This is a genomic window from Granulicella rosea, from assembly GCF_900188085.1.
GTDB classification, from domain to species: domain Bacteria; phylum Acidobacteriota; class Terriglobia; order Terriglobales; family Acidobacteriaceae; genus Edaphobacter; species Edaphobacter rosea.
Map to the genome: position 1 here is coordinate 551,293 of NZ_FZOU01000002.1, position 22,008 is coordinate 573,300.

At 63.3% G+C, this 22,008-nt stretch carries 16 protein-coding genes; 8 read left to right on the forward strand and 8 right to left on the reverse strand.

Annotated elements, in window-relative coordinates; all coding sequences use genetic code 11:
* The first annotated feature begins 19 nt into the window (after positions 1 to 19).
* The 5 genes from larE to CHB87_RS08430 are packed head-to-tail and all read left to right on the forward strand — an operon-like array spanning position 20 to position 3,750.
* Positions 20 to 853 carry an ATP-dependent sacrificial sulfur transferase LarE gene (gene larE / locus CHB87_RS08410; RefSeq protein WP_089407951.1) on the forward strand — a complete coding sequence of 278 codons (834 nt, stop codon included), beginning with the start codon at positions 20 to 22 and terminating at the stop codon, positions 851 to 853.
* An 11-nt stretch (positions 854 to 864) separates the two neighbouring features.
* Entirely contained in the window at positions 865 to 2,142 is a 1,278-nt protein-coding gene (gene larC, locus CHB87_RS08415; RefSeq protein ID WP_089407952.1) for a nickel pincer cofactor biosynthesis protein LarC, read from the forward strand.
* An 8-nt stretch (positions 2,143 to 2,150) separates the two neighbouring features.
* On the forward strand, positions 2,151 to 2,696 hold the full coding sequence (locus CHB87_RS08420) for an SMI1/KNR4 family protein (protein ID WP_089407953.1): 546 nt from the start codon (positions 2,151 to 2,153) through the stop codon (positions 2,694 to 2,696).
* The gene (larB, locus tag CHB87_RS08425; protein WP_089407954.1) at positions 2,693 to 3,463 is read left to right on the forward strand and encodes a nickel pincer cofactor biosynthesis protein LarB; all 771 of its coding nucleotides are present in this window, start codon (positions 2,693 to 2,695) and stop codon (positions 3,461 to 3,463) included. Before CHB87_RS08420 ends, larB begins: the two co-directional genes overlap by 4 nt.
* Positions 3,464 to 3,513: 50 nt before the next feature.
* The gene (locus tag CHB87_RS08430; RefSeq protein ID WP_089407955.1) at positions 3,514 to 3,750 is read left to right on the forward strand and encodes a hypothetical protein; all 237 of its coding nucleotides are present in this window, start codon (positions 3,514 to 3,516) and stop codon (positions 3,748 to 3,750) included.
* 156 nt (positions 3,751 to 3,906) lie between these two features.
* Here CHB87_RS08430 and CHB87_RS08435 read toward each other — a convergent pair whose 3' ends face one another.
* The 7 genes from CHB87_RS08435 to CHB87_RS08465 form a co-directional block, all read right to left on the reverse strand.
* On the reverse strand, positions 3,907 to 4,683 hold the full coding sequence (locus CHB87_RS08435; protein WP_089407956.1) for an SDR family NAD(P)-dependent oxidoreductase: 777 nt from the start codon (positions 4,681 to 4,683) through the stop codon (positions 3,907 to 3,909).
* A 24-nt stretch (positions 4,684 to 4,707) separates the two neighbouring features.
* Positions 4,708 to 5,217 carry a gluconokinase gene (locus CHB87_RS08440; protein WP_089407957.1) on the reverse strand — a complete coding sequence of 170 codons (510 nt, stop codon included), beginning with the start codon at positions 5,215 to 5,217 and terminating at the stop codon, positions 4,708 to 4,710.
* A 72-nt stretch (positions 5,218 to 5,289) separates the two neighbouring features.
* Positions 5,290 to 6,552 carry a tagaturonate epimerase family protein gene (locus CHB87_RS08445; protein WP_089407958.1) on the reverse strand — a complete coding sequence of 421 codons (1,263 nt, stop codon included), beginning with the start codon at positions 6,550 to 6,552 and terminating at the stop codon, positions 5,290 to 5,292.
* Positions 6,553 to 6,676: 124 nt separating this feature from the next.
* A complete protein-coding gene (locus CHB87_RS08450; protein ID WP_089407959.1) occupies positions 6,677 to 7,954 on the reverse strand; it encodes a nickel-dependent putative hexonate epimerase in 1,278 nt (425 codons plus the stop codon).
* A gap of 47 nt (positions 7,955 to 8,001) precedes the next feature.
* Positions 8,002 to 8,943: a hypothetical protein gene (locus CHB87_RS08455; protein WP_142988278.1), complete on the reverse strand. Its 942-nt coding sequence runs from the start codon at positions 8,941 to 8,943 to the stop codon at positions 8,002 to 8,004.
* A gap of 34 nt (positions 8,944 to 8,977) precedes the next feature.
* Positions 8,978 to 10,393 carry a glucuronate isomerase gene (gene uxaC, locus CHB87_RS08460; RefSeq protein ID WP_089407961.1) on the reverse strand — a complete coding sequence of 472 codons (1,416 nt, stop codon included), beginning with the start codon at positions 10,391 to 10,393 and terminating at the stop codon, positions 8,978 to 8,980.
* 181 nt (positions 10,394 to 10,574) lie between these two features.
* On the reverse strand, positions 10,575 to 12,518 hold the full coding sequence (locus CHB87_RS08465; protein ID WP_089407962.1) for a hypothetical protein: 1,944 nt from the start codon (positions 12,516 to 12,518) through the stop codon (positions 10,575 to 10,577).
* A 257-nt stretch (positions 12,519 to 12,775) separates the two neighbouring features.
* Between CHB87_RS08465 and CHB87_RS08470 the strand changes: the two genes are divergently transcribed.
* Positions 12,776 to 14,974 (forward strand): glycoside hydrolase family 20 zincin-like fold domain-containing protein, encoded by a 2,199-nt coding sequence (locus CHB87_RS08470; RefSeq protein WP_089407963.1) that lies wholly within the window; start codon positions 12,776 to 12,778, stop codon positions 14,972 to 14,974.
* 30 nt (positions 14,975 to 15,004) lie between these two features.
* On the forward strand, positions 15,005 to 16,141 hold the full coding sequence (gene nagA / locus CHB87_RS08475) for an N-acetylglucosamine-6-phosphate deacetylase (protein WP_089407964.1): 1,137 nt from the start codon (positions 15,005 to 15,007) through the stop codon (positions 16,139 to 16,141).
* Positions 16,142 to 16,235: 94 nt separating this feature from the next.
* Here the strand turns inward: nagA and CHB87_RS08480 are convergent, their stop codons facing one another.
* Positions 16,236 to 17,630: a glycoside hydrolase family 28 protein gene (locus tag CHB87_RS08480; protein ID WP_089407965.1), complete on the reverse strand. Its 1,395-nt coding sequence runs from the start codon at positions 17,628 to 17,630 to the stop codon at positions 16,236 to 16,238.
* 126 nt (positions 17,631 to 17,756) lie between these two features.
* On the opposite strand from CHB87_RS08480, the gene CHB87_RS08485 reads away from it, so the two are divergent.
* Positions 17,757 to 21,995 carry a sodium:solute symporter family transporter gene (locus CHB87_RS08485; protein ID WP_089407966.1) on the forward strand — a complete coding sequence of 1,413 codons (4,239 nt, stop codon included), beginning with the start codon at positions 17,757 to 17,759 and terminating at the stop codon, positions 21,993 to 21,995.
* Positions 21,996 to 22,008: the final 13 nt, after the last annotated feature.

Consider the following 22,008-nt stretch of genomic DNA (forward strand, 5'->3'; position numbering starts at 1 on the left):
TGCCCTACAATCGAAAGAGATGAATCTGCAGGAAAAATCCGCGCTGCTGAGCCGGACCCTCACCGAACTGGGCTCGCTGCTGGTCGCTTACTCTGGCGGCGCCGACTCGGCTTACCTGGCCTACGCGGCGCACCGCGCGCTGGGCGACCGGATGCTCGCGGTCATCGCCGACTCCGCGTCCCTGCCTCGCGCCGAGCTTGCCGCGGCGCTGGCGTTCACCGCCGCGCACGGCATTCCGACCCACATCCTCCAGACCAACGAGCTCGACCAGCCCGACTACGCACGCAACGATAGCCGCCGCTGCTTCCACTGCAAGGACGAGCTCTTCACCCAGATGGAGACCACGCGGCGCGAACTCGGCTTCGCCCACCTTGCTTACGGGATGAACCTAGACGACAAGGGCGACTTCCGCCCCGGCCAGCAGGCGGCGCAGCAGCACGGGGCGCTCGCTCCGCTCGTCACCGCGGGTCTTGCCAAGGCGGAGATTCGCGCACTCGCCCGCGAGGCCGGCCTCTCCATCGCCGACAAGCCCGCCAGCGCCTGCCTCTCCAGCCGCATCGAGTATGGACGCACCGTCACCGCCGCCAACCTCGCCCAGGTCGAACAAGCGGAAGACGCCCTGCACCGGCTGGGCTTCCCGCAGGTCCGCGTGCGCCACCACGGCGACCTTGCGCGCATCGAGATCGCCCGCGAGGACTTGCCGAAGGCCCTGAACCTGGCGACGCTCGACCGCATCACCTCCGCCGTGCGTGGCGCCGGCTTCCTCTATACGACGCTCGACACCCAGGGCTACCGCTCCGGCTCGATGAACGACATGCTCCCGGCGAGCGCCATCGCCCCCGCCCGCCCGTAGAGGAACCACACATGCGCATCGCCTACCTCGACTGCTTCGCGGGCATCTCCGGCGACATGATGCTCGGCGCCCTGCTCGACGCGGGCGTCCCGCCCGAGGTGCTGCACGAAGCCGTCGCCGCCCTGAACCTTGGAGCATCGCTCAGGATCGAGCGAGTCGACCGCAGCGGCATCTCGGCCGCGAAGGTGGACGTATTCGACGGCGCAGAGCCAGCCGAAAAAACGGTCGCCGAACCCCGGCGGTCCGTAGCCCACTCGCACCCGCACCAGGCCGGTCAGCCGCACGCCGCCCTGGAGACGGACGGGCCGGAAGATCATTCACACGTCCATGGCCGCTCGCTGACGGAGATCCGCGCAATGATTCAGGCCGCCCGGCTGGCGCCCGAGGCGAAGGCGCTGGCGATCCGGACCTTCGAGTTGCTCGGATCGTCCGAGGCTCGCATCCACAACGTCCCGGTCGACGAGATCCACTTCCACGAGGTCGGCGCGGTCGACGCCATCGTGGACATCGTCGCCGCCAGCGCGGGCATCTGCTGGCTGAAGATCGGCGCGTGGCACAGCTCGCCCCTGAACGTCGGCGGCGGCATGGTCAAGTGCGCGCACGGAACCTTTCCCGTACCCGCGCCCGCCACGGCGGACCTGCTGCGCGGCGCCCCCACCTACTCGGCGCACATCCAGAAAGAGCTGGTGACCCCGACCGGGGCGGCGCTCCTTCGCGCGCTCTCGCCTGCCTTCGGGCCGCAACCTGCGATGACGGTCGATCGTATCGGCTACGGCGCCGGCACGCGCAATCCGCCCGGCTTCCCCAACGTCTTGCGCCTCAGCATCGGGGACACAGCCGAACCGGCGGGCCTCGAAACCGTGACCGTACTCGAAGCCGCGCTCGACGACATCACCGGCCAGCTCCTCGCGCACGTCGCCGAGCGGGTGCTGGCCGAAGGCGCGCTGGACGTAATGCTGACGCCGGTCATCATGAAGAAGGGCCGGCCGGGCAGCCTGCTCACGGTCCTCTGCAACCCGGTCGACCAGGATCGTTTCGCCCAACTTCTCCTGCGCGAGACCACCACCCTCGGCCTGCGCATCCGGCAGGACCGACGCGCCATCCTCGACCGCGCCCACGTGACCGTCGAGACGCCCTACGGCCCGATCCGCGTGAAGGTCGGCTCACAGGCAGGCGAAGCCTTGAACGCAACCCCGGAATTTGAAGACTGCCGCGCCGCTGCGCTCGCTCACAACGCCCCGGTCAAGCTGGTCCTGCAAGCCGCGACCGCAGCCTACGCCAACCGATAGGGCGCCCCATGATCACTCGCCCAAGCGAAGCGCAGGAAGAGTTATCGTGGGTTGTGGCCCTTTTTTACTTCAAGTCGGCAAAATACCGCGATCTAGTCGAATTCTGGGAGCGTCAGGGTATTCCAATCGCTCCTGCCACAGAAGAGGATGTCGCCGCGTTCGAAAGATCGTTGGGCATCCGTCTACCGGATGAATTCCGCCGGTACCTGCTCGAAGTTTCCGGTACTGGTCCCAACGGGGATCGGGAGTACTTCGACTTCTACTCTCTTTTCGGGCTGAAACTGGGATCCGAAAAGCCATGGATTGCAATGGGTGATGGCTCCCTGTTCACTGCGCCTGCCCACTTTCGTCCGGAAGACTTTCTGATCTTCGCCGACTACCTGCAAATCTGCTATGCCTACGCCATTCGAATAAGGGGCGATGCCTCTCAAATTGGCGAAGTGGTGCATTGGGGAACTACGGCGTACTCGCCAATCTGCACGAGCTTCCGAGTCTTCATCGACCTATACCTTGCCGACGATCCGCGGCTTCACGATATCAAGGCCCTTTCATGACACCAGCATCTCTGCTCGAACTCCTCGCCGCTGTCCAGCGCGGCGACACCACCCCCGAGGCCGCGTCAGAGCGGCTCGCTACCCTGCCCTTCGAAGACCTCGGCCACACCCGCGTCGACCACCATCGCAGCCTGCGCACCGGCCTGCCGGAGGTCGTCTATGCCGCGGGAAAGACGCCCGCCCAGACCGCTGAAATCTTCGCCAGCCTCGCCGCCTCGGGCGTGGCCGTGCTCGCGACCCGCGCGACGCCCGAGGCCTACGCGGCCATCGCGCAGGCGGTTCCCGCAGCCGAGTACCACGCTCTTGCGCGCTGCGTCACGCTTCCCGGCTCCGCTGTCGCGGGCGAGACCGGAGGGACCATCGCCGTGCTCTGCGCGGGCACGAGCGACCTGCCGGTGGCGGAGGAGGCAGCCGTCACCGCCGAGATCTTCGGCGCGAAGGTCATTCGGCTCTATGATGTGGGCGTCGCCGGGTTGCACCGGCTGCTGGCCGTAAAGGACCAGCTTGCCGCCGCCGATGTAGTCATCGTCTGCGCAGGAATGGAGGGCGCGCTGCCCTCGGTGGTCGGCGGTCTGGTTGGCGTTCCGGTCATCGCCGTGCCGACCTCGGTTGGTTACGGCGCGAGCTTCGGCGGAGCGGCAGCGCTGCTGGGCATGCTTAACTCCTGCAGTCCCAACATTTCCGTTGTCAATATAGACAACGGCTTCGGAGCGGCCTACACTTCTACGCTGATCGCACGCGCTGCTCGAAACGTGCATCAAAAGTAAGGAAGATCGTTCCAGGCCGCGCAACTATACGACCGGAAAGAAGGTACGCCATGCTCCCGTTCGAGGAAAGATCCTGGGCCAAACCCGTTGCACGCTTCAATATCGTGTTTTCCATCCTTGCCGTCGCCGCTGGACTCTCCATGCTGCGCCTCCAGGGACCACTGGATACAGCCGAAATTACCGCAGGAATACTGGTGTTGCTCGCGATCATCCCGCCCAGCATCGCGGTCCTGCGCTACGACCCGACTAAGATTCGGGTGAAGAAGACACTCCGCGTCACCCACTAAGACTTTGGCCTGGGAACGGTGCTGACTTGGAATCGTTCGGTCGAACCAGCCGGAGTCAAACTCGGGCCAGCTTCTTCTCACCCGTCGCAATTCCTGGATCCAAACGGAAAGGCCGGAACGGATATCCGTCCCGGCCTTTTTCGTATCTATCCGTCTTTACTGGTTGACGCCGCTCGCCAGGAAGCCGCCGTCGACGACCAGAATCTCACCGGTGACGAAGCTCGAGGCGTCGCTCGCGAGATAGATCGCCGAGCCGACGAGTTCCTCGGTCTTGCCGAAGCGACCCATCGGAGTACGCATGCGCAGCTCCTTGCCGCGCTCGCTCTCGTCCAGCAGCTTCTGGTTCAGCGCCGTGCGGAAGACGCCCGGGGCGATTGCGTTTACCGTCACCCCCAGCGATGACCACTCCACCGCCAGCGACTTGGTCAGCGCGCCGACCGCCGCCTTGCTCGCCGCATAGGCGGTCACTTCCTTCAGGCTGACGAACGTATTCAGCGACGCAATGTTGATGATGCGGCCGTAACCCTTTTCGATCATGACCTTGCCGAAGATCTGGCAGGCGCGCAGCGTGCCGGTCACGTTCGTGTCCATGATGTCGTCCCAGGTCTCTTCGGAGACGGTCAGGGTCGGCTCGCGCTTGATCTTGCCCGCGCAGTTGATGAGGATATCGACCTTACCGAAGGCCTTGAGCGTCTCGTCGCACAGCGTCTGCAGGCTGGCGCGGTCGCCCACGTCCGAGGTCAGACGCAGCGCCTTTACACCCTTGGACTCGATCGTTGCCGCAGCCTCATCCACCTGCTCCTGCCGGCGCGAGGTCGCCACCACGTCCGCGCCCGCCTCAGCCAGACCGATCGCCATCGCCAGCCCAATGCCGGAGGTACCGCCCACTACTACCGCAACCTTGCCCTTCAGATCGAACAGCGGATGTCCCATGATTCTCTCTTTCGTATTTTTCGTTTACTTCAAACTGGTGCGAATTCCGGCGACGTGGGCCAGGATGTCGGCCACAATCTCGTCCGGCGTGCGGTCGTTGACGATGGTGAAGGCGTCCGTCGGCGGTTCGAGCGTCGCCAGCTGGCTCTCCAGCAGCTTCGGGTTCATGTACTCGTGCGACCGGGCTGCGAGCCGCTCCGCAATCATGTCCTTCGAGCCATCCAGATGCACGAACGTGACCGCGCCATGCGGCATTCCGGACGCCAGCGTATCGCGGTACTTCGCCTTCAACGCCGAGCAGGCCAGCACGCCACCCTTGCCGTCCTTGTACCAGCCCTTCATCAGCTCGTTCAACGTCTCGAGCCACGGCTGACGATCTTCGTCGTTCAGCGGATTGCCCGCAGCCATCTTCTGCTTGTTCGCCAACGGATGGTAGTCGTCCGCATCGGCGAATCCCGCGGCGATCTGCTCCGCCAGGCGTGTGCCGATGGTCGTCTTGCCCGATCCGCTAACCCCCATCAAAACAACAATCATTCCAAATCCCCGTATGAAGTTGAAAAGGGGCAAGGTGTCTCACACCCTACCCCTTTGTACCCTACACCCTTTTTACAGGCCGAGGAAGACCGGCTTGATGTGGCGCTCGAAGAGATTCGTCGTCACGTTCTTGGCAACGATTTCCTCGTTGGCCTCGAGCGCATCGAGGTACTTGCGGCCCATCTTCGCCGCCACCTTGAAGCCAACGTGCAGCAACTGGCGAAAGCTCTGGTTGTAGGCCGGGTTCGACTGGTCGTGCCGGAGCGCGGAGGTGTACTGCTCGCTGGTCCAGCCATTCACCTCTTCGGGCGTCGGCAGCTTCGCCGGATCGATGTCGATCACGGTCGCATAGGGCGCGCAGAGCTCAGCCGAGTGAGCGAACGCCTCGGCGTAGACCTCCTTGGCGATTTCGAGCCCCGAACCGCCAGCCTCAGCCAGGCCGATCAGCTCTTCGAGCCAGGTCGTGCCCGCCGTCTTCAGGTGAACGCCCATGTTGAAGCGCTTGGCGCCCTCGTAGATCGCCTTGTAGATCGAAAACTTGTCCGAGCCCGAGTGAACGCTGAGCTTCAGGTTATCCGGCAGGCCATACTTCGAGATGGCGTACTGAATTGCCGCCAGATCCTCGTTGAACTCCTTGGTGAACTGGGCGACATCGCCGACGTAGTCGACGCCCTTGTTGAAGCGGCCGGTGAACTTCGGCGCGATCGTCTGGATCGGAATCTTCTCGTCCGCGATCATGGCCAGAATGATGAGCAGCTCGACCGGCGTCTGCGGATAGTCGGTCTCGTCCATCGAGATCTCCGGCACGAAGCGCCCCGCGCCCTTGTTCTCGAGCAGAAGGCGGTAGATCTCGCCCGCATGCTTCACGGCCGCGAGGAACTTGTGCGCCACGCCCTCGACGAAGGCCTTATCGGTCTTGAACGGCTCGTCGACGTGAGGAATGGTCACGGTGCCGACCAGCTCCGGATGGGCCGACAGGAACGCCGTCACATCCTCATCCTTCGCCGGCTGACCGATCAGGTCGGCCACGTCGAGCGTGAAGAAGTCGCACGGGTCGAGGAAGCGGCCGACCGTCTTAAGGTTAATGTGGTCCGCATCGAGGAAGTATGGCTTGGTCCAGCCAAGCTCCTTTACCGCTGCGTCGGCGGCCGCGCGGGTCGCGCTGGGCTCCGAACCGATAATCATGTGCTCGCGGTTGGACTTGTTCCACACCGGAACGACCTCGACACCCGCGTCAGCCGCGAGGATACACGCAGTAAGCTGCGCTTTTGCCTGGTGCGCAAACCGGTCGCCTGTACCGACCGAAAACTTGGGAAGCTTCAAACCGTCACTCATCACACTCTCCGTATTCCGCTGCTCTTGCAGTCCTACCCGAATCGAACAACCAAAAATGGTCTAACCAATTTGGACATTCACCGCCACCAAGCATACCGGCACGATGGCAAAACCCGCAACTACATCAGTCCTTAAAACGGCCTTCGTACGCCCACAGGCCGAGCGCGGGGTTCGAGATGTAGAAGATCTCCTCGCCGTCGACCATGTTCCAGCCGTCGACCAGAACCTCGGGATCGTACTTCGCGGTGTACTCGGCCAGGTCGCCGTAGGCGAAGTGAACGCCCTCGATCTCGGCCTGCGTCAGGTGGCCCGGGCAGTACCGGATGGTGAAACGGCCCTCGCTCGAACCATGGATCAGGTGAGCCGCCGCGCTCAGATTGCCCGCCAAGTCGGCGTCGTTCTTCACCGCTTCGAGCGTACCGGGCGTGCCGCAGTAGCCGTACTTGCGGATCAGCAGGTCGATCGCGCCGTCCTCGCCGAAGGTGTTCACGCCCGGCGCCAGCACGATCAGCTCCGCGTCGTCGGCGAGCGCCATGCGCGTGCGGTAGACGCTCTTGTTGCCCAGCCAGGTGGAGTGGAACTCGTGCGGATCGAGGAAGACGACCGCCTTCTTGATCTCGCGGTCCATCATCAAAAAGTTGCACTTCAGGCTGAGCGCCGCGGCCAGCTCGAAGCACTCGTTGTCGTCGCCGATGTACATGCCGCGGATGACGAGCTTTCCTTCCGCGTTCTTGTTGACGACTGTCTGCACATACACAATCTGCGGAAGCGATGTCGCGAAGTGCTCGCTCGCATAGTTCAGCACGCGGCGGACAGGCGTATCCGCGCGGCCCATCATGCGCTCCATCCCGTAGACCGCGCCAAGGAAGTGCGAGCGGTGGATGCCCATCACGCCGCCTGTGCCGACGAAGATGTTCTTCGAACCGTTCGCCATGCCGACGACCTCGTGCGGCACCACCTGCCCGATGGACAGGATCAGGTCGTGGCCGCCGTCTCGCAGCAGCTTGTTCACCTGCGCGGGCCAGGTGTAGTCCAGCTTGCCCTCGGAAACCTCGAACATGAACTCGCCCGGAACCTCGCCCAGCGTGACGATGTCGTTCCGCCAGTCGTGTACGCGAAAGAGATCGCGCGGCGTGCCGGGAAACATCGTCGCCAGCTCCTTGTCGGTCATCGCCTTGTGCGTGCCAAGGGCGGGCAGCACGTCGGCCATCTTGTCGCCGTAGAACTCGTAGGCATAGTCGGTCAGCACACCGGCCTGTGAGTGAAAGCGGGTGAAATCCGGCGGCACAGCCAGGACGCGGTTCTTCGCGCCCAGTTGTTCGAGCGCGCTGAATAGACCGGCCTTGACCTCAGCCGGAGACAGTTCGGTGGTGGGCGATCCGGCGCTGAAAAATAAACTCATTTGATATCTATCCTAAACTTCATAAAGACTGCGCAGTGATTGGAAAGCTAGCTACATTCAACATCAACGAAATCGTGCTTAGACATGAGATTTCGAATTTCTTCATGGGCCGTTGAACTAAATACCTTCGGATACTGCTTCACCTTAGTGAACGGCAGTCCCGGCCGCATCCATCTGCCGTACTGATCGTTTCTGGAAGGCAATTTCAGCTCGATACGCCGTGGGTTTTGTAGAATCGCTCGTGCGAATCCCTCATCGGACATCTTGGGGGCCGATGAGGCAATCGCGAACTTCGGAGTCGTCACCAATCGCCACTCCTTTTCCGCCTCATAAATTTTGTTTTTGAATCCGGCGAGCAAAACTAAAAGCAATTGGCCAGCGTCTCTTGCGCATTCCTTCGCCATCGACTGAATCCAAGGACCTCCGGGATCGCCAACTGTGAATCGCTGAATTGCTCTCAGAATTGCATCGACTGATTCAGAAACGATTCTTCCCTGCTCAGTATGGTCATAAATAACAGGCTGATACCACCTTTCGCTTCCCCAAGCACTCGATTGAAGGCCGTACTCTATGGAGCTTGAAAATGGCAAAGTCAGCCTAAAGTTGCCAAACCTCTTCCAATGGTAGTCTGACGCGTCTTCATCGCAGAAACAGGTGATGAATGTCCACGACTTTCTACTCTTGAGAAAAGCCGGAATTTCCTCTAATACAGCCTTCGCGAAAAACGGTAGCCCGAGCGGGAGCCGCCGTTCAAGCTCATCTTGCATCCAGCCGATACCATGGCTCAATTCTGTTGAGTCCTCTTGGTCTGCCAGAGATTTAGACCAAAAACATTGATTCTCGATGATTCCCAATACAGCGGGCAGCTTTGCATAATGGTGCAGTTCCGGAGGTGTGGGATGGCTACCGAACTCTCGCTGCCATACACCGCTCACGACTTCATCCCAGATCGATGAGGCGAGAGCAAGCGGATTCATACTAAAGGACATCTCTCGCCTCATCCAAGAAGAAGATTCAAGTTATCTACAGCCGGTAAGCCTTCCGCACCAGGTTCACCGTCAGGTCCTGAATCAGCTCGAACGCCTCATCCTCGTCCAGACGATGCTCTGCCACGAGCCGACCAAGGAACGCCGAGTCCACCCGGCGAGCCACGTCGTGCCGTGCCGGGATCGACAGGAACGCGCGCGTATCGTCGTTGAAGCCGACCGTGTTGTAGAAGCCGGCTGTCTCGGTGGCCTGCTCGCGGAAGCGCATCATGCCCTCGGGCGAGTCGTGGAACCACCAGCTTGGGCCGAGGCGCAGGCAGGGGTAGTGTCCGGCCAGCGGGGCCAGCTCGCGCGAGTAGGTCGTCTCGTCCAGCGTGAAGAGGATCATGGTGAAGTTCGGCTCGTTGCCGTACTTTGAGAGCAGCGGACGCAGGCTGCGCACATACTCGGTCGGAGACGGAATATCGGCGCCCTTGTCGCGTCCGAACTTCTCGTAAACCTTCAAGTTATGGTTGCGGACACTGCCCGGATGTAGCTGCATCGTAAGGCCATCTTCGACGCTCATGCCGGCCATCTCGGTCAGCATCTGCGCCTGGAAGAGCTCCACATCGCCAGGCTGCGTCTTGCCCGAGTAGATGCGGGCGTAGAGGTTCGACGCGTCGGTCTCGGAGAGATCGGCGGTCAGCGCGGTCAGGTGGCCGTGGTCGGTCGCGGTGGCGCCCATGCTCTTGAAGAAGGCGCGGCGCTTGCGCAGGGCGTTCAGGTAGCCCTTGTAGGTCGCGACGTCCTCGCCGGCGATCTCGCCCAGCTTCTGGATGTTCTCCTGGAAGCCGAGGTACTCGGCGTCGATGACGGCATCGGGGCGGAAGGTGGGCAACACGCGCCCGCCCCAGCCGGAGTCCTTGATCTGCTGGTGCCACTTCAGATCGTCGACGGCGGCGTCGGTGGTGGCGAGCACCTCGATCTTGAACCGGTCGAAGAGCGCGCGCGGCAGAAACTCCGGCGTATTCAGTTTGGCCGCGATGATCTCGTAGTACTCGTCTGCGTTGCCCGGGCCCAGGCGCTCGGTCAGACCGAAGAGGGTCGAAAACGCGTAGTCCAGCCAGATGCGGGTCGGCGTACCGCGGAAGAGGAAGTAGTTCTTCGCGAAGATGCGCCAGGCCTCGCGCGGGTCGACCTGACCGGCTGCGGCTGGATCGCCCTTGGCGCCGCCCTGCGGTACGCCCAGCGACTCCAGCGGAATGCCCTGCGAGTAGAGCATGCGGAAGATATAGTGGTCCGGCTGCAGAAACAGCGCCGTCGGATTCGGAAACGGCTTGTTCTCCGCGAACCACTGCGGATCGGTGTGGCCGTGGGGAGAGATGATCGGCAGATCTTTCACTGTCTCGTACAGCTTGGCGGCGACCGAACGGGCCGCGCCCTCCGCAGGGAAAAGCCTATGCTCATGCAACATGATTGACCCGTCCTGAATACTTCCGAATTTCGAACTGCAAACAACGCAACACGTCCAACCTAAGCAGCCTATCAAATTGGACTGACCACCGGCTGTGAATCTTCGCAACTTCCATGAAATTACGACGCAAAAAGAAGAGGCGCCCCGGTTGCGGGCGCCTCTTTGCGAAAGGAAGTGCTGTTTACGGAATGTAGTAACGCATGCCGAAGTGGATCATGCTGTCCTGGGCACGCGGGCTGACCGGGGTGGTCGCGCTGCCGACGCCAGACCAGAGCTGGCGCTGGATCAGGCTGTAAGTCGCCTGATACTGCAGGCGGCCAAACTTCGGGCTGTTGACGACGCGGTAGGTGAAGCCGATCATGCCTTCCTGGATGTACTTGGTCGGCGAGGCGCAGGAGCCGACCGTGGAGAGCGAACCGTCGCTGCCCGCGCTGCCGCCGGAGACGACGTTCGTCGCAGGTGTGTAGCATCCGGTGTCGCTGAGGTTCGGCGCGCCGTAGCCGATGAGGTCGGTTCCGCCGCCAGTCGGATTGACCGCGTAGATCGTCCGCTTGGCGTACTCGCCACCGTAGTAGGAGTAAACGTCGAGCTTCTTCGTCGGGTGGCTTTCGAGCGAGAACATACCGTGGTAGTTCTTGATGGGCTCGATCGTCTCATCCGGACGCAGAGTCGCGTCGGCGAGCTGGGCGGAGCCGTAACGGCCTACGCCGGTGCCGGCCATACCCTGAATCGCAACATCCAAATACTTGCTGGCCGAAGCCCGCGCGCTGCCGAAGACGCCGCCGGCAGACTTAGTGTTGTGCTGCTCCACCGAGCCGTAGGCGTAGACCGGCAAGGCGGCCGTGCCGGTCAGCGAGGTCACCGAGTAGTAGTAGTCGCGGAGGAAGCGGGCGAGACCACCCAGTTCGAAGTGGCTGTACTTGTTGTCGTAGGCGGCCTTGAACACGAGGTCGGGAGCGACGTTGTTCGCGTAGTTGGTAATGCCGGACGTGCTGGCGGTATTGCCGTTGCCGATGTTGCCGGCAGCGTTGTACAGACCGCCGTTCTGTCCGGGACCGCCGAAGAAGTACTGGACCGGAATCGCCGCGCTGACCGTGCTGGATACCGTAAAGTTGGTGATCTGCGCCTGCTCGACGGACGCCGCGATGGTGAAGGCGCCGGTCTTATAGTCGCCGAACTTCTGCTGAAGGCGGAGAGCTGGCTGACGCGTCCACGAGAAGCCGACCATGTACTGGGGGTCGACCGTGTTCGGCAGCTTCTCGGTGCGGTTGTCCGCGCCTTTGCCGTCTTCGGTGACGAGCGACCACATCTGACCGCCAGTGACGGTGAAGCCGCCCTGGGTTGCGGCCTGGCCCCAGATCTGGCGCTGGCGCAGGACATAGCTGTCAGACTGGTTATTGTTCGACGAGGTGCCCGTGCCGAGGAAGTCGGCTTCGAAGTAACCCGACAGCTTGAACGTACCGGCGTTGCCTTCGAACAAACCGCCGAGGCGGCTCTGGCGTCCGGAGAAGTTCAGCTCGCTGACATGGCCTTCGGTCGCGCCCGGGAACGGGATGGAGTTGAAGGGGGTGTTGATGTCCGAGTTCACCGAACGCTCGCGCCACACGCCTTCGAAGGCGAAGAACGCAACCGGCGTGATGGTGATGCCCTTGTAGTGCAGGGCCAGCGGGCTGTCGATCTTCTCGGTCAGCTCGGTCTTGGTAGCGCTGATCGTCGTCGCGAGGCCGACATTCGCGGTCTTCAGGTCGCTGACGTCGGACTTGACGGAGTTCACCGCATCCGTGTTGGCCTGTACGCTACTCGAAACGCCCTGAACCTGGGCGTTCGCGGTCTGGGCATCGCTCTCGGCCTTGGCCGCGGAGCTCTGTGCCGTCGCAAGGGCGGCATCCTTGGCCGCTACCTGCTGGCTCAGGCTATCGATCTGTGCCTGCTGAGCCGCCTGCTTCTCGCGCATCTCGCGCAGTTCACGGGTAAGGGCGCTTTCGGCGGGAGCCTTTGCCTTCTTGGCGGTCTTCGAGGTCTTCGCCTTCTTCTTCGCCGTGGGAGTCGTCGTAGTCTGCGCCTGCGCGGACAGCGTGCCTGCGATCAGCACAGCGGTCAGGGCGGCCTTCATCTGCTTCGTCATGGAACCTCTCTGGGTTACAAGAACAATGCCGGCAAGGAGTGACGCATGGGCACGGCCTCGCCGCCCTGCGCTCTCGGTGTCAGTTGCTCTTTGAACTCGATTCTTCCCAGTTCATGTAACGGAACGATAAATTCCTACCACTTACGGGGTAGATTCACGGGATATTCATATTGGCGCGGCCGCCGGAATCGAGCCTGATTCCGTCACTCGACGTCGAAAATCCCCGTTTCAAACAGCTTGCGGGTTAGTCTTGGACTATGTTGTCGCCCCGCGCCCAAGCCGTCGTCCTGTCTGCCCTGCTGGCTCTGCCCGCCGTCCATCTGCAGGCTCAAACGCCGAGCCAGGCGCCGAAGCTGATTCCGATTCCCCGCGAGCTGCATACCGCTCCGGGCGTCGCGGCCAGCGTGACGCTGCCGCTGGGCGTCCACATCGCCTGCGCCACCTGTCAGACCGCCGAAGGCGCGGACGATAAGTTCGCCGCCGACGACCTGAGCAAGGAGCTGAGCGCGCGCAACATCCCGACCCTTTCGGGCAACGCATACACCATCCAGCTCGTCCGGAGGCCGGACGCCAACTTTACGGCCGAGATGAGGCCCGAGGGCTACACCATCTCCGCTACAAGCGCCGCCCTGACCGTCACCGCCGTCACGGCCGAAGGCCTCTTCTACGGCGTCCAGACGGTCAAGCAGCTCATCACCGGCGACGGCGCTCAGGCCGCGATCCATCCGGTTGCCATCCGCGACTGGCCGGCGATGAAGTATCGCGGCTACCACGACGACATCTCGCGTGGCCCTGTACCCACGCTCGAGTTCCAGAAGAAGCTCATTCGCACGCTCGCGGCCTATAAGGTCAACCTTTATAGTCCATACTTCGAGCACACCCAGCAGTACGCATCGAATCCCCTGCCCGCGCCTCCGGGCGGCAGCATCTCGGCCGAGGATGCGCGAGCGCTCGTGACCTTCGCCCGGCAATATCACGTCACCATCGTGCCCGAGCAGGAGGCCTTCGGCCATCTACGCCACGACCTGATCTGGGAGACCTACGCGCCCATCGCCGAGACGCCGCACGGCGCCGTCTTCGCGCCAGGCCAGCCCGGCTCGCTCAAGGTCATCGGCCAGATGTTCACCGAACTCGCCGGCCTCTACCCCGGCCCGTTCCTGCACATTGGGGCGGATGAAACCATCGACCTCGGCATCGGCCAGACCAAGCCGGCCGTGGACGCGCGCGGGCTGGCTGCCGTCTACCTCGACTTTCTCGATAACATCGTCAACACGCTCAAGCCTCTGAACCGCCGCATCCTCTTCTGGGGAGACGTCGCCCAGGACTCGCCCGCGCTGCTCAAAGCCATGCCGCAGAGCTTCAAGGACCAGACCGTCGCCGTGGCCTGGGGCTACACCTACGACGCGAAGAATCCGCGGGCGTTCGAGAAGGCGCTCCATCCGTTCCGCGACGCAGGCTTCGAGACATGGGTCGCGCCAGCCGTCAACAACTACCGGCAGGTCTACCCCAACCAGCAGATGGCGCTCGAAGACATTCAGCAGTTCACATACGACGGCCAGCGCCTTGGCGCCACCGGCCAGCTCAACACCGAGTGGAACGACGACGGCGAATCCCTCGTGAATATGAACTGGTACGGCGTGCTCTTTGGCGCGGCCGCGGCCTGGCAGCCCGGCCAGAGCTCCATCCCGGCCTTCCAGCAGAGCTTCGGCGAGGTCTTCCACGGCGACCGCACGGGCCTGATCGACCAGGCGCAGATGAAGCTGACCGACGCCATGGCGCTGCTGCACGACGCGAAGATCATCGGTAACACCGAGGGTACGGACGGTCTCTTCTGGGTCGATCCGTGGTCGAAGGACGGGCAGACGATGGCCGCGAAGCTGCGGCCGCTCGCGAGCGCGGTGCGCCTCGACGCCGAAAACGCGCTCGTCCTGATTGCGCAGGCGAAGGCCGCGAGCGGCCACCATCCACCCCTCGCGACCTCGGCTCCGGGAACGTTCTACGATGCCAGTGTTTACGGCGCGGCGACCTCGAACCTCCGCGAGCCCGACGCGATCGACGCCATGGAGCTGGGCGCGCGCCGCATCGACTTCCTCGCTCTCAAGTTCCAGCTTGCGGACGAGATGGCCGCTGGCTACTCGCGCGCCTATCTCGCCTCGAACTCCACCGATCCGAAGCTGAAGCGCACCGTATCTCGCGAGCTTTCGGACATCAACGGCGTCAACGGCCGCATTCAGGACCTCACCTACGGCTACAGCCAACTCCGCGATCTCTTCGAGTCCGCATGGCTTGCCTCGAATCGCCCCTCCGGCCTGCGTCCGGTTCTCGAGCACTACGACGCGACGGTCGCCCTGTGGATCGGCCGCATGGACAAGGTGCGTGTGGCACAGCGCCAGTGGGCCGACTCGAAGACACTGCCCACCGCGTCAGAGCTTGGCATCCCCGCGCCCACACGCTAACCGCGTCACGGACGTACACTGTAGGCGAACATGACCACCCTTACTGCACGCACCCTTGTCACCTCCGTCGGCACGATCGAATACCCCGCCATCACCATCGACGACGACGGCCGCATCGCCGACATCTCGACCGACGCCAGCATCCGCAGCGACAAGACGCTTACCGCAGGCTTCTTCGACATCCACATCCACGGCGCGGCAGGCCAGGACGTCATGGACGCCTCGCCTGCCGGGCTGAGCGCGATCCAGCTCTTCCTCGCCACGCGCGGCGTCGCGCACTACCTTCCCACGACCGTCACCGCGACCATCGACGATACGCTCTCCGCGCTGAACCGCCTCGCCACGCTGATCGAATCGCCCACGCCCGGCGACCAGGCGACACCGCTGGGCATCCACCTCGAAGGTCCGTTCCTCTCCCACGTCCGCCGCGGCGTCCACCCCTCGGAATTGCTTCAGCAGCCGTCGGTCGAACTCTTCGAGCGCTTCCAGCAGGCCGCGCGCGGACACATCAAGCTCGTCACGCTCGCGCCCGAGATCGCCGGCGCGAACGAGATGATCGCGCACGCGACCGCGCAGGGCGTCCGCATCAGCATGGGCCACACCAACGCCACCGCCGCCGAGACGCTCGCCGCCATCGAGGCCGGCGCGACCTCCGCGACACACGCCTTCAACGCCATGCGCCCTATCGAGAATCGCGAGCCCGGCGTCCTCGGGACTGTCCTGGATCGTCAGGAGGTCTACGCGGAGCTGATCTGCGACGGCATCCACGTCGATCCCGCGCTGGTGCGGATGTGGCTGCGCCTGAAGGCCGAAAAGGCCATCCTCGTCACCGACGGCATGGCCGCCACGGGCATGCCCGACGGCGTCTACAAGCTGGGTTCGCTTGCGGTGAACGTCCACGGCGGCCGCTGCTCGCTGGTCTCGAATCCGGAGACGCTGGCCGGTTCGGTCCTGACGCTCGACCGCGCCGTGACGAACCTGCGACGCTTCACCGGCGCATCGCTCGACGAGGCCACGCGCTGCGCGAGCCACCACCCAGCGGCGATGCTCGGCATCGGCTCAAGGGTCGGATCGATCCAGCCCGGCAATCCGGCGCACTTCAATGTCTACTCGGCGGAGGGTGCGCTGGAGGCGACGTACCTGCACGGGCAATTAGTCAATCGATAAGACAGAAGCAGATCCTCTGCGAGGATGACAGGCAAGAAAGGAAAAAGCTCCTATTGTTTTTCATTCCCGCAGGGAATCTGCTGTTGTCATTGCCTCAATGCAGCCGATACTCAGCCACCGGCACATCCGGCGTCGGCTTCGGCGGATCCACCTTCACCGCATCCTTCAGCCCCATCCCGGTCACATTCGAGACACTCAGCAACGGCCCGTCCGAGACCTGCACCGTCACATCACGAATCACCGCACCGTGCACATTCGCCAGCGAGATTCCCTTCGCGCAGACGCCAGACACGTGCTCGAAGACAAATCCCTCCAGAGGCTTCGAGGGGTGAATCGCCGTGCCGTCGACCAGCACGGGACACTCCGTCACCTTGATATTGCTGAACTTGAAGTTCTTCGCCGTGGGGATTCCCACCGGGCCGCCGACGGCATACTCGTCCTGAATCCCGCTGTTCAGCAGGTTGAAGCGCAGGAAGCCCAGCTTCATCCCTGCCGCGGTCACGTCGTCGACCGTGATGTCTTCGATGAACGCCCCGCGACCCGGCCGGCTCTTGATATAGATCGCGTGCGTCGCGGCCGAGGTGAAGGTGCAATGCGCGATTCGCACATTGCGTATGCCGCCCGAGGTCTCGCTCCCAATGCCGATGCAGGCAAAGATCGAGTCCGCGAAGGTGCAGTTCGTGATCTCGATATCCTCGCTCGTCCGCAGCAGCGTGAAGCCCTCCGCGCCGCGCCCGCTCTTGACCGAGATGCAGTCGTCGCCGGTCGCGATATCACATCTGTCGATCTTCACCCGCCGGCATGAGTCCACGTCGATCCCGTCGCCATTGCCTCCGGTCGAGCGGATCGTCAGGTTCCGGAACGTCAGGTCCTCGCAGTTCGTCGGATGCATCGACCACATGCGAAAGTAGTCGGTCGAGAAGTCCTCGAAACGGAGCCGCTGGCAGTTGATCGGCTCGACCAGGCAAGGATGACGCAGCGGCTGCTCCTTCGTCGGACGCCCGCCCAGCGCGTGATTGCCCATGATCTTGCCCGGCCCGACGATGCCCGTGTCGACCGCATCGATGGCGTGGATGAGTCCAAGATGGCCCTGAATCCAGCGGCCCTCCCAGCGCACCTGCGCGACCGGGTAGTCGGCAAACTCCGCCGAGCCCATCAGCACGGCGTCCTTCTCCAGCCGCAGCAGGACCCTGGACCGCAACGCGATGCCGCCGATCAGGTACGTCCCCGCCGGAACCACCACCTCGCCGCCGCCGAAGACCGAGACGCGATCGATCGTCTGCTGGATCGCCGCCGTATCCTTCGCCACGCCGTCGCCCACCGCTCCGTAGTCCCGCACGCTCAGGCTCAGCGTCGGAGTCGGTTTCGCGGCGGGTACGGGCGGAATCTTGCCCATCGCCAGACCGTCCATCGCCGATGCCAAAGGCACAGCCGCCACGCCGGCCGCAGCCAGCTTCAAAAATCCACGCCGTTCCAACTGCTTCGCCATTCCCTTGCGCCTCGTCTTTCGTCAGCGCAAGCAGTGTAATCCAAGCGGCACACGATTGGTCCGACCAGCATCTCCCACCACGCTCAACGCCGTTTATGATGAGTCAACACCTCGGAGATTGCCCCTTTGCCCAGCAGCATTTCCACGCTCGGTCTCGCGCTTCTTTCCACCTGGATCGCCCCGCCCACCCGGCTCGCCCCGGTTGACCTCGCGCTGGTCGCCGCGTACCTGGTCGCGATCACGGTCTTCGGTCTGCGCTTTTCGAAGAAGGCGGGCAAGCAGGACAGGTCGCTGAAGACCTACTTCCTGGCCGGCAACACGATCCCCTGGTGGGCCATCGCGCTTTCGATCGTCTCGGCCGAGACCAGCACCCTGACCATCGTGTCGATCCCCGGCGTCGCCTTTGGGGGCGACTTCGGCTTCCTGCAAGTCGTCCTTGGTTATATGGTCGGACGCGTGCTGGTAGCGCTGCTCTTCCTGCCGCGCTACTTCCGCGGGGAGATGCTCACCGCCTACCAGCTCATCGACCAGCGCTTCGGCCACACGCTGCACAAGGTGACCGCCGGGCTGTTTCTCATCACGCGCGCGGCGGCGGAGGGTGTACGCGTCTTCGCCATCTCCATCGTCGTCGGCATCGCGATCGGCACGGGAGACACGCTTTCGATCGCCATCATCTCCGCGCTGACGCTGCTTTATACCTTCGAAGGCGGCATGGCGGCGGTCATCTGGACCGACGTGGTCCAAATGGGCCTGTACGTGGCCGGGACGGTCGTCGCGCTCTTCACCCTGGGCGCGCACATCCCCGGCGGCTGGACGCAGATCCACGCGGTCGCCGCGCCGCTGCACAAGTTCCACATGCTCGATTTCAGCCTGAACCTCACGCAGAACTACACCTTCTGGGCAGGACTGCTGGGCGGCAGCTTCCTGACCATGGCGAGCCACGGGACCGATCAGTTGATGGTCCAACGCATGCTCGCCGCACGCAACCTGCGCGAGTCGCGTATCGCTTTGCTGTCGAGCGGCGTGGTCATCTTCTTCCAATTCACACTATTCCTGCTGATCGGCGCCGGACTGTTCGTCTTCTACGGTCTGCACCCACAGGTCTTCGCGTCGAGCGACCGCATCTTCCCCAGCTTCATCGTGCAGCAGATGCCGCACGGCGTCGCCGGGCTGCTGGTCGCGGCGATTCTGGCCGCGGCGATGTCGAACCTGTCGGCCGCGCTAAACTCGCTCGCCAGCACGACCGTCGTCGACTTCTACATGCACCTGAGGCCGCAGGCCGACGGCGCCGAACGCACGCTGATCTCGCGCACGGCGACCGTCTTCTGGGCCGTCGTACTCTTCGCCATCGCGGTCTACTCGATCCAGCACGGCGGCAAGGGCCATGTCGTCGAGACCGGCCTCTCCATCGCGTCCGTCGCGTACGGCGCGCTGCTGGGCGTCTTCCTGCTCGGCACGCTGACCCGCTACGCCACACAGACCGGCGCCATCGCAGGCATGGTCTTCGGCTTCACGACGAACTTCATCCTGTGGCTGCCGAGCATCACGCCCATCCGCCAGATCGGAGGCATCGCCATTCCTCACATTGCGTTTACGTGGTTCGTCCTCATCGGCTCGTCGGTCACCTTCGCACTGGGCAGCCTGGCCAGCCTCATCTTCCGCAAGCAATCGCTGAACAAGGCCACAGCCGCCGCGCTCATCCTGCTCCTGGCAACGCCGTTCGGACGCGCCGAAAAACCTGTCATCCTGAGCGAAGCCGAAGGACCTGCTTCTGGAATCGCCCCAGACTTCACCCCCGTCTCCGCCCTCATCCAAAGGGCCATCGCGGAAAAGAAGCTGCCCGGCGCGGTCGTCGTCATCGGCCACGGCGGCAGCATCGTCTTCGAACGGGCCTACGGCAACCGCGCCCTTGAGCCGTCCATCGAGCCCATGACCGAAGACACGATCTTCGACATGGCCTCGCTGAGCAAGGTCCTTTCGACCACCGTCGCCGTCCTGCAACTCTACGAGCAGGGCAAGATCGACCTCGACGCACCGGTCGCGAAGTACCTGCCCGCCTTCGCCCAGAACGGCAAGGACAGGATCACCGTCCGCGAGCTGATGACACACTACTCCGGCCTGCCGGAGGACGTGGACCTGAAGGACGACTGGGGTCTCACGACGCCGGACAAGGCCGAAGGCATCCGCCGCGCCATGGCCTCCGTTCCCTACGGGCCAGCAGGCGTGACCTTCAAATACTCCGACATCAACTTCATCACCCTCGGCGCATTGGTTGAATCCATCAGCGGCGAGACTCTCAACAGTTACGCCAAGGAGCATGTTTTCAAACCGTTGGAGATGGCGGAAACGATGTATCACCCCATCTTCGGCTACTGCTCCCCCAGTTATAGTTGGGAGCCTCCTCCCTACGGACATTCCGACCCTCGTTTAGGACCGCCTCAACGTTGCAGTTCGAGCGCAAATTCAGCCCTAATCCGTTTGGCCCTGGAGAAAAACCCACGTACATCTCCTACCGCACACGACAATGAAGGCTCCAGCGCCACCAACCCTCTCTTCGACCACTTGCTGCGCGGCACGGTCCACGACCCCACCACACGGCGCATGGGCGGGGTCGCCGGCCATGCGGGAGTCTTCTCCACCGCGGCCGATACCGCGAAGTTCGCACAGGCGCTGCTCGACAAGCTGCTCTTCGACAAAGGCCCGTTTCCGCTCAAGCAATCTACGCTGAAGCTCGCCACCAGCCCGAACGAGCCCTCCACCGCCGTCAAGACCGCGACCATCTTCACCGCTGACGGCAAGCCCACTACTGGGCCAGCCTCGCGCGGCCTCGGCTGGGATCTGAACTCAGCCTTTTCCCGCCCGCGCGGTGAGGTCTTTCCCATCACGACCAAAGGCCACCCCGGCAGCTTCGGCCATACCGGCTTTACCGGCACCAGCCTCTGGATCGATCCGACCACCGACACCTACGTCATTCTGCTCGCGAACGCCATCCACCCACGCGGCGGCGCACCAATCTCGGTTCTGCGCGGACAGGTCGCGACGGCTGCGGCAAAGGCGATCCACGCCTGCCCTGTTTCAACGATCTGCGATGACGTAATCGTCACAGCCGATTCCGGCGAGATACAGCCGGACGCCCCACGTCTCGCCTCTGAGACGTGGGTTTCCGGAGCAGCGACCCTCACCGGCATCGACGTCCTCGAACAAACCAACTTCGTTGAGCTGAAAGAAGCCGCCAAGCGCCACGACGGTCATCTCCGCATCGGCCTCCTCACCAACCAGACCGGCCTCGACTCCCACGGCAGGCGCACCGTCGACATCCTCGCCCACGCGCCGGCGCCCATCCAGCTCAAAGCCCTGTTCACCCCCGAGCACGGCCTCTTCGGCAAGCAGGACACGGAGCACCTGAAGGCTGAGGAAGATGCCGTCACTCGCCTGCCGGTCCTGAATCTCTACGGTCCAAAGCCATCGGACAAGCGGCCGAAGCAAACCGACCTCGCCAACCTCGACGCCATCGTCATCGACCTGCAGGACGCGGGCGTCCGCTTCTACACCTACGAGAGCATCGTCGGCTACTTCGTCGAAGCCTCAGCCGCAGCGAAGAAGAACGGCCACGATCTCGAGATCATCGTTCTCGACCGGCCTACGCTGACCGCATCGCTCGCGGCCGACGGACCCATCAGCGATCCGGGGCTTGAGGCCTACGTGAATTACATGGTCGAGCCCAGCACCCCCGCCATGACGCTTGGCGAACTGGCGAAGTTCGTCCAGGGGGAGATCGCATCGCAGGCGACCGTCACCGTCGTTCCCATGCGAGACTGGTCCCACGCCGAATTCTTCGGAGACACCCATCTTGCCTGGGTCAACCCCAGCCCGAATCTCAAGTCCGCCCGCGCCGCCGTTCTCTACCCAGGCATCGGCCTTGCCGAGACCACGAACATCTCCATAGGCCGAGGAACCGACACACCCTTCGAGCACATCGGCGCCCCGTGGATCCAATCGAAGGAGCTGGCCGACTACCTGAATGGTAGAAATATCCCCGGCGTCCGGGTGACCCCGACCACCCTGACCGTCGCCGAAGACGCCAACAAGTACCCCAGCCACGGCCAGACGATCCCCGGCGTTCACTTCGAGGTCGCCGACCGCAAAGCCTTCGAAGCGCCCGAGTTCGGCATCGAGCTGCTCTCCGCGCTGCATCGGCTCTATCCCGCGGAGTTCCAGCTTGCCAAGGCGCAGACGATTCTGTGCAGCGCCTCGACGCTCGCCGCCATCGAACGCGGTGACGATCCTCGCGCCATCGCCGCAAGCTGGAGTCCCGCTTTGAAAGAGTTCGACGCCCGCCGCCGGAAGTACCTGCTCTATCAATAGCGAAATGTAACTC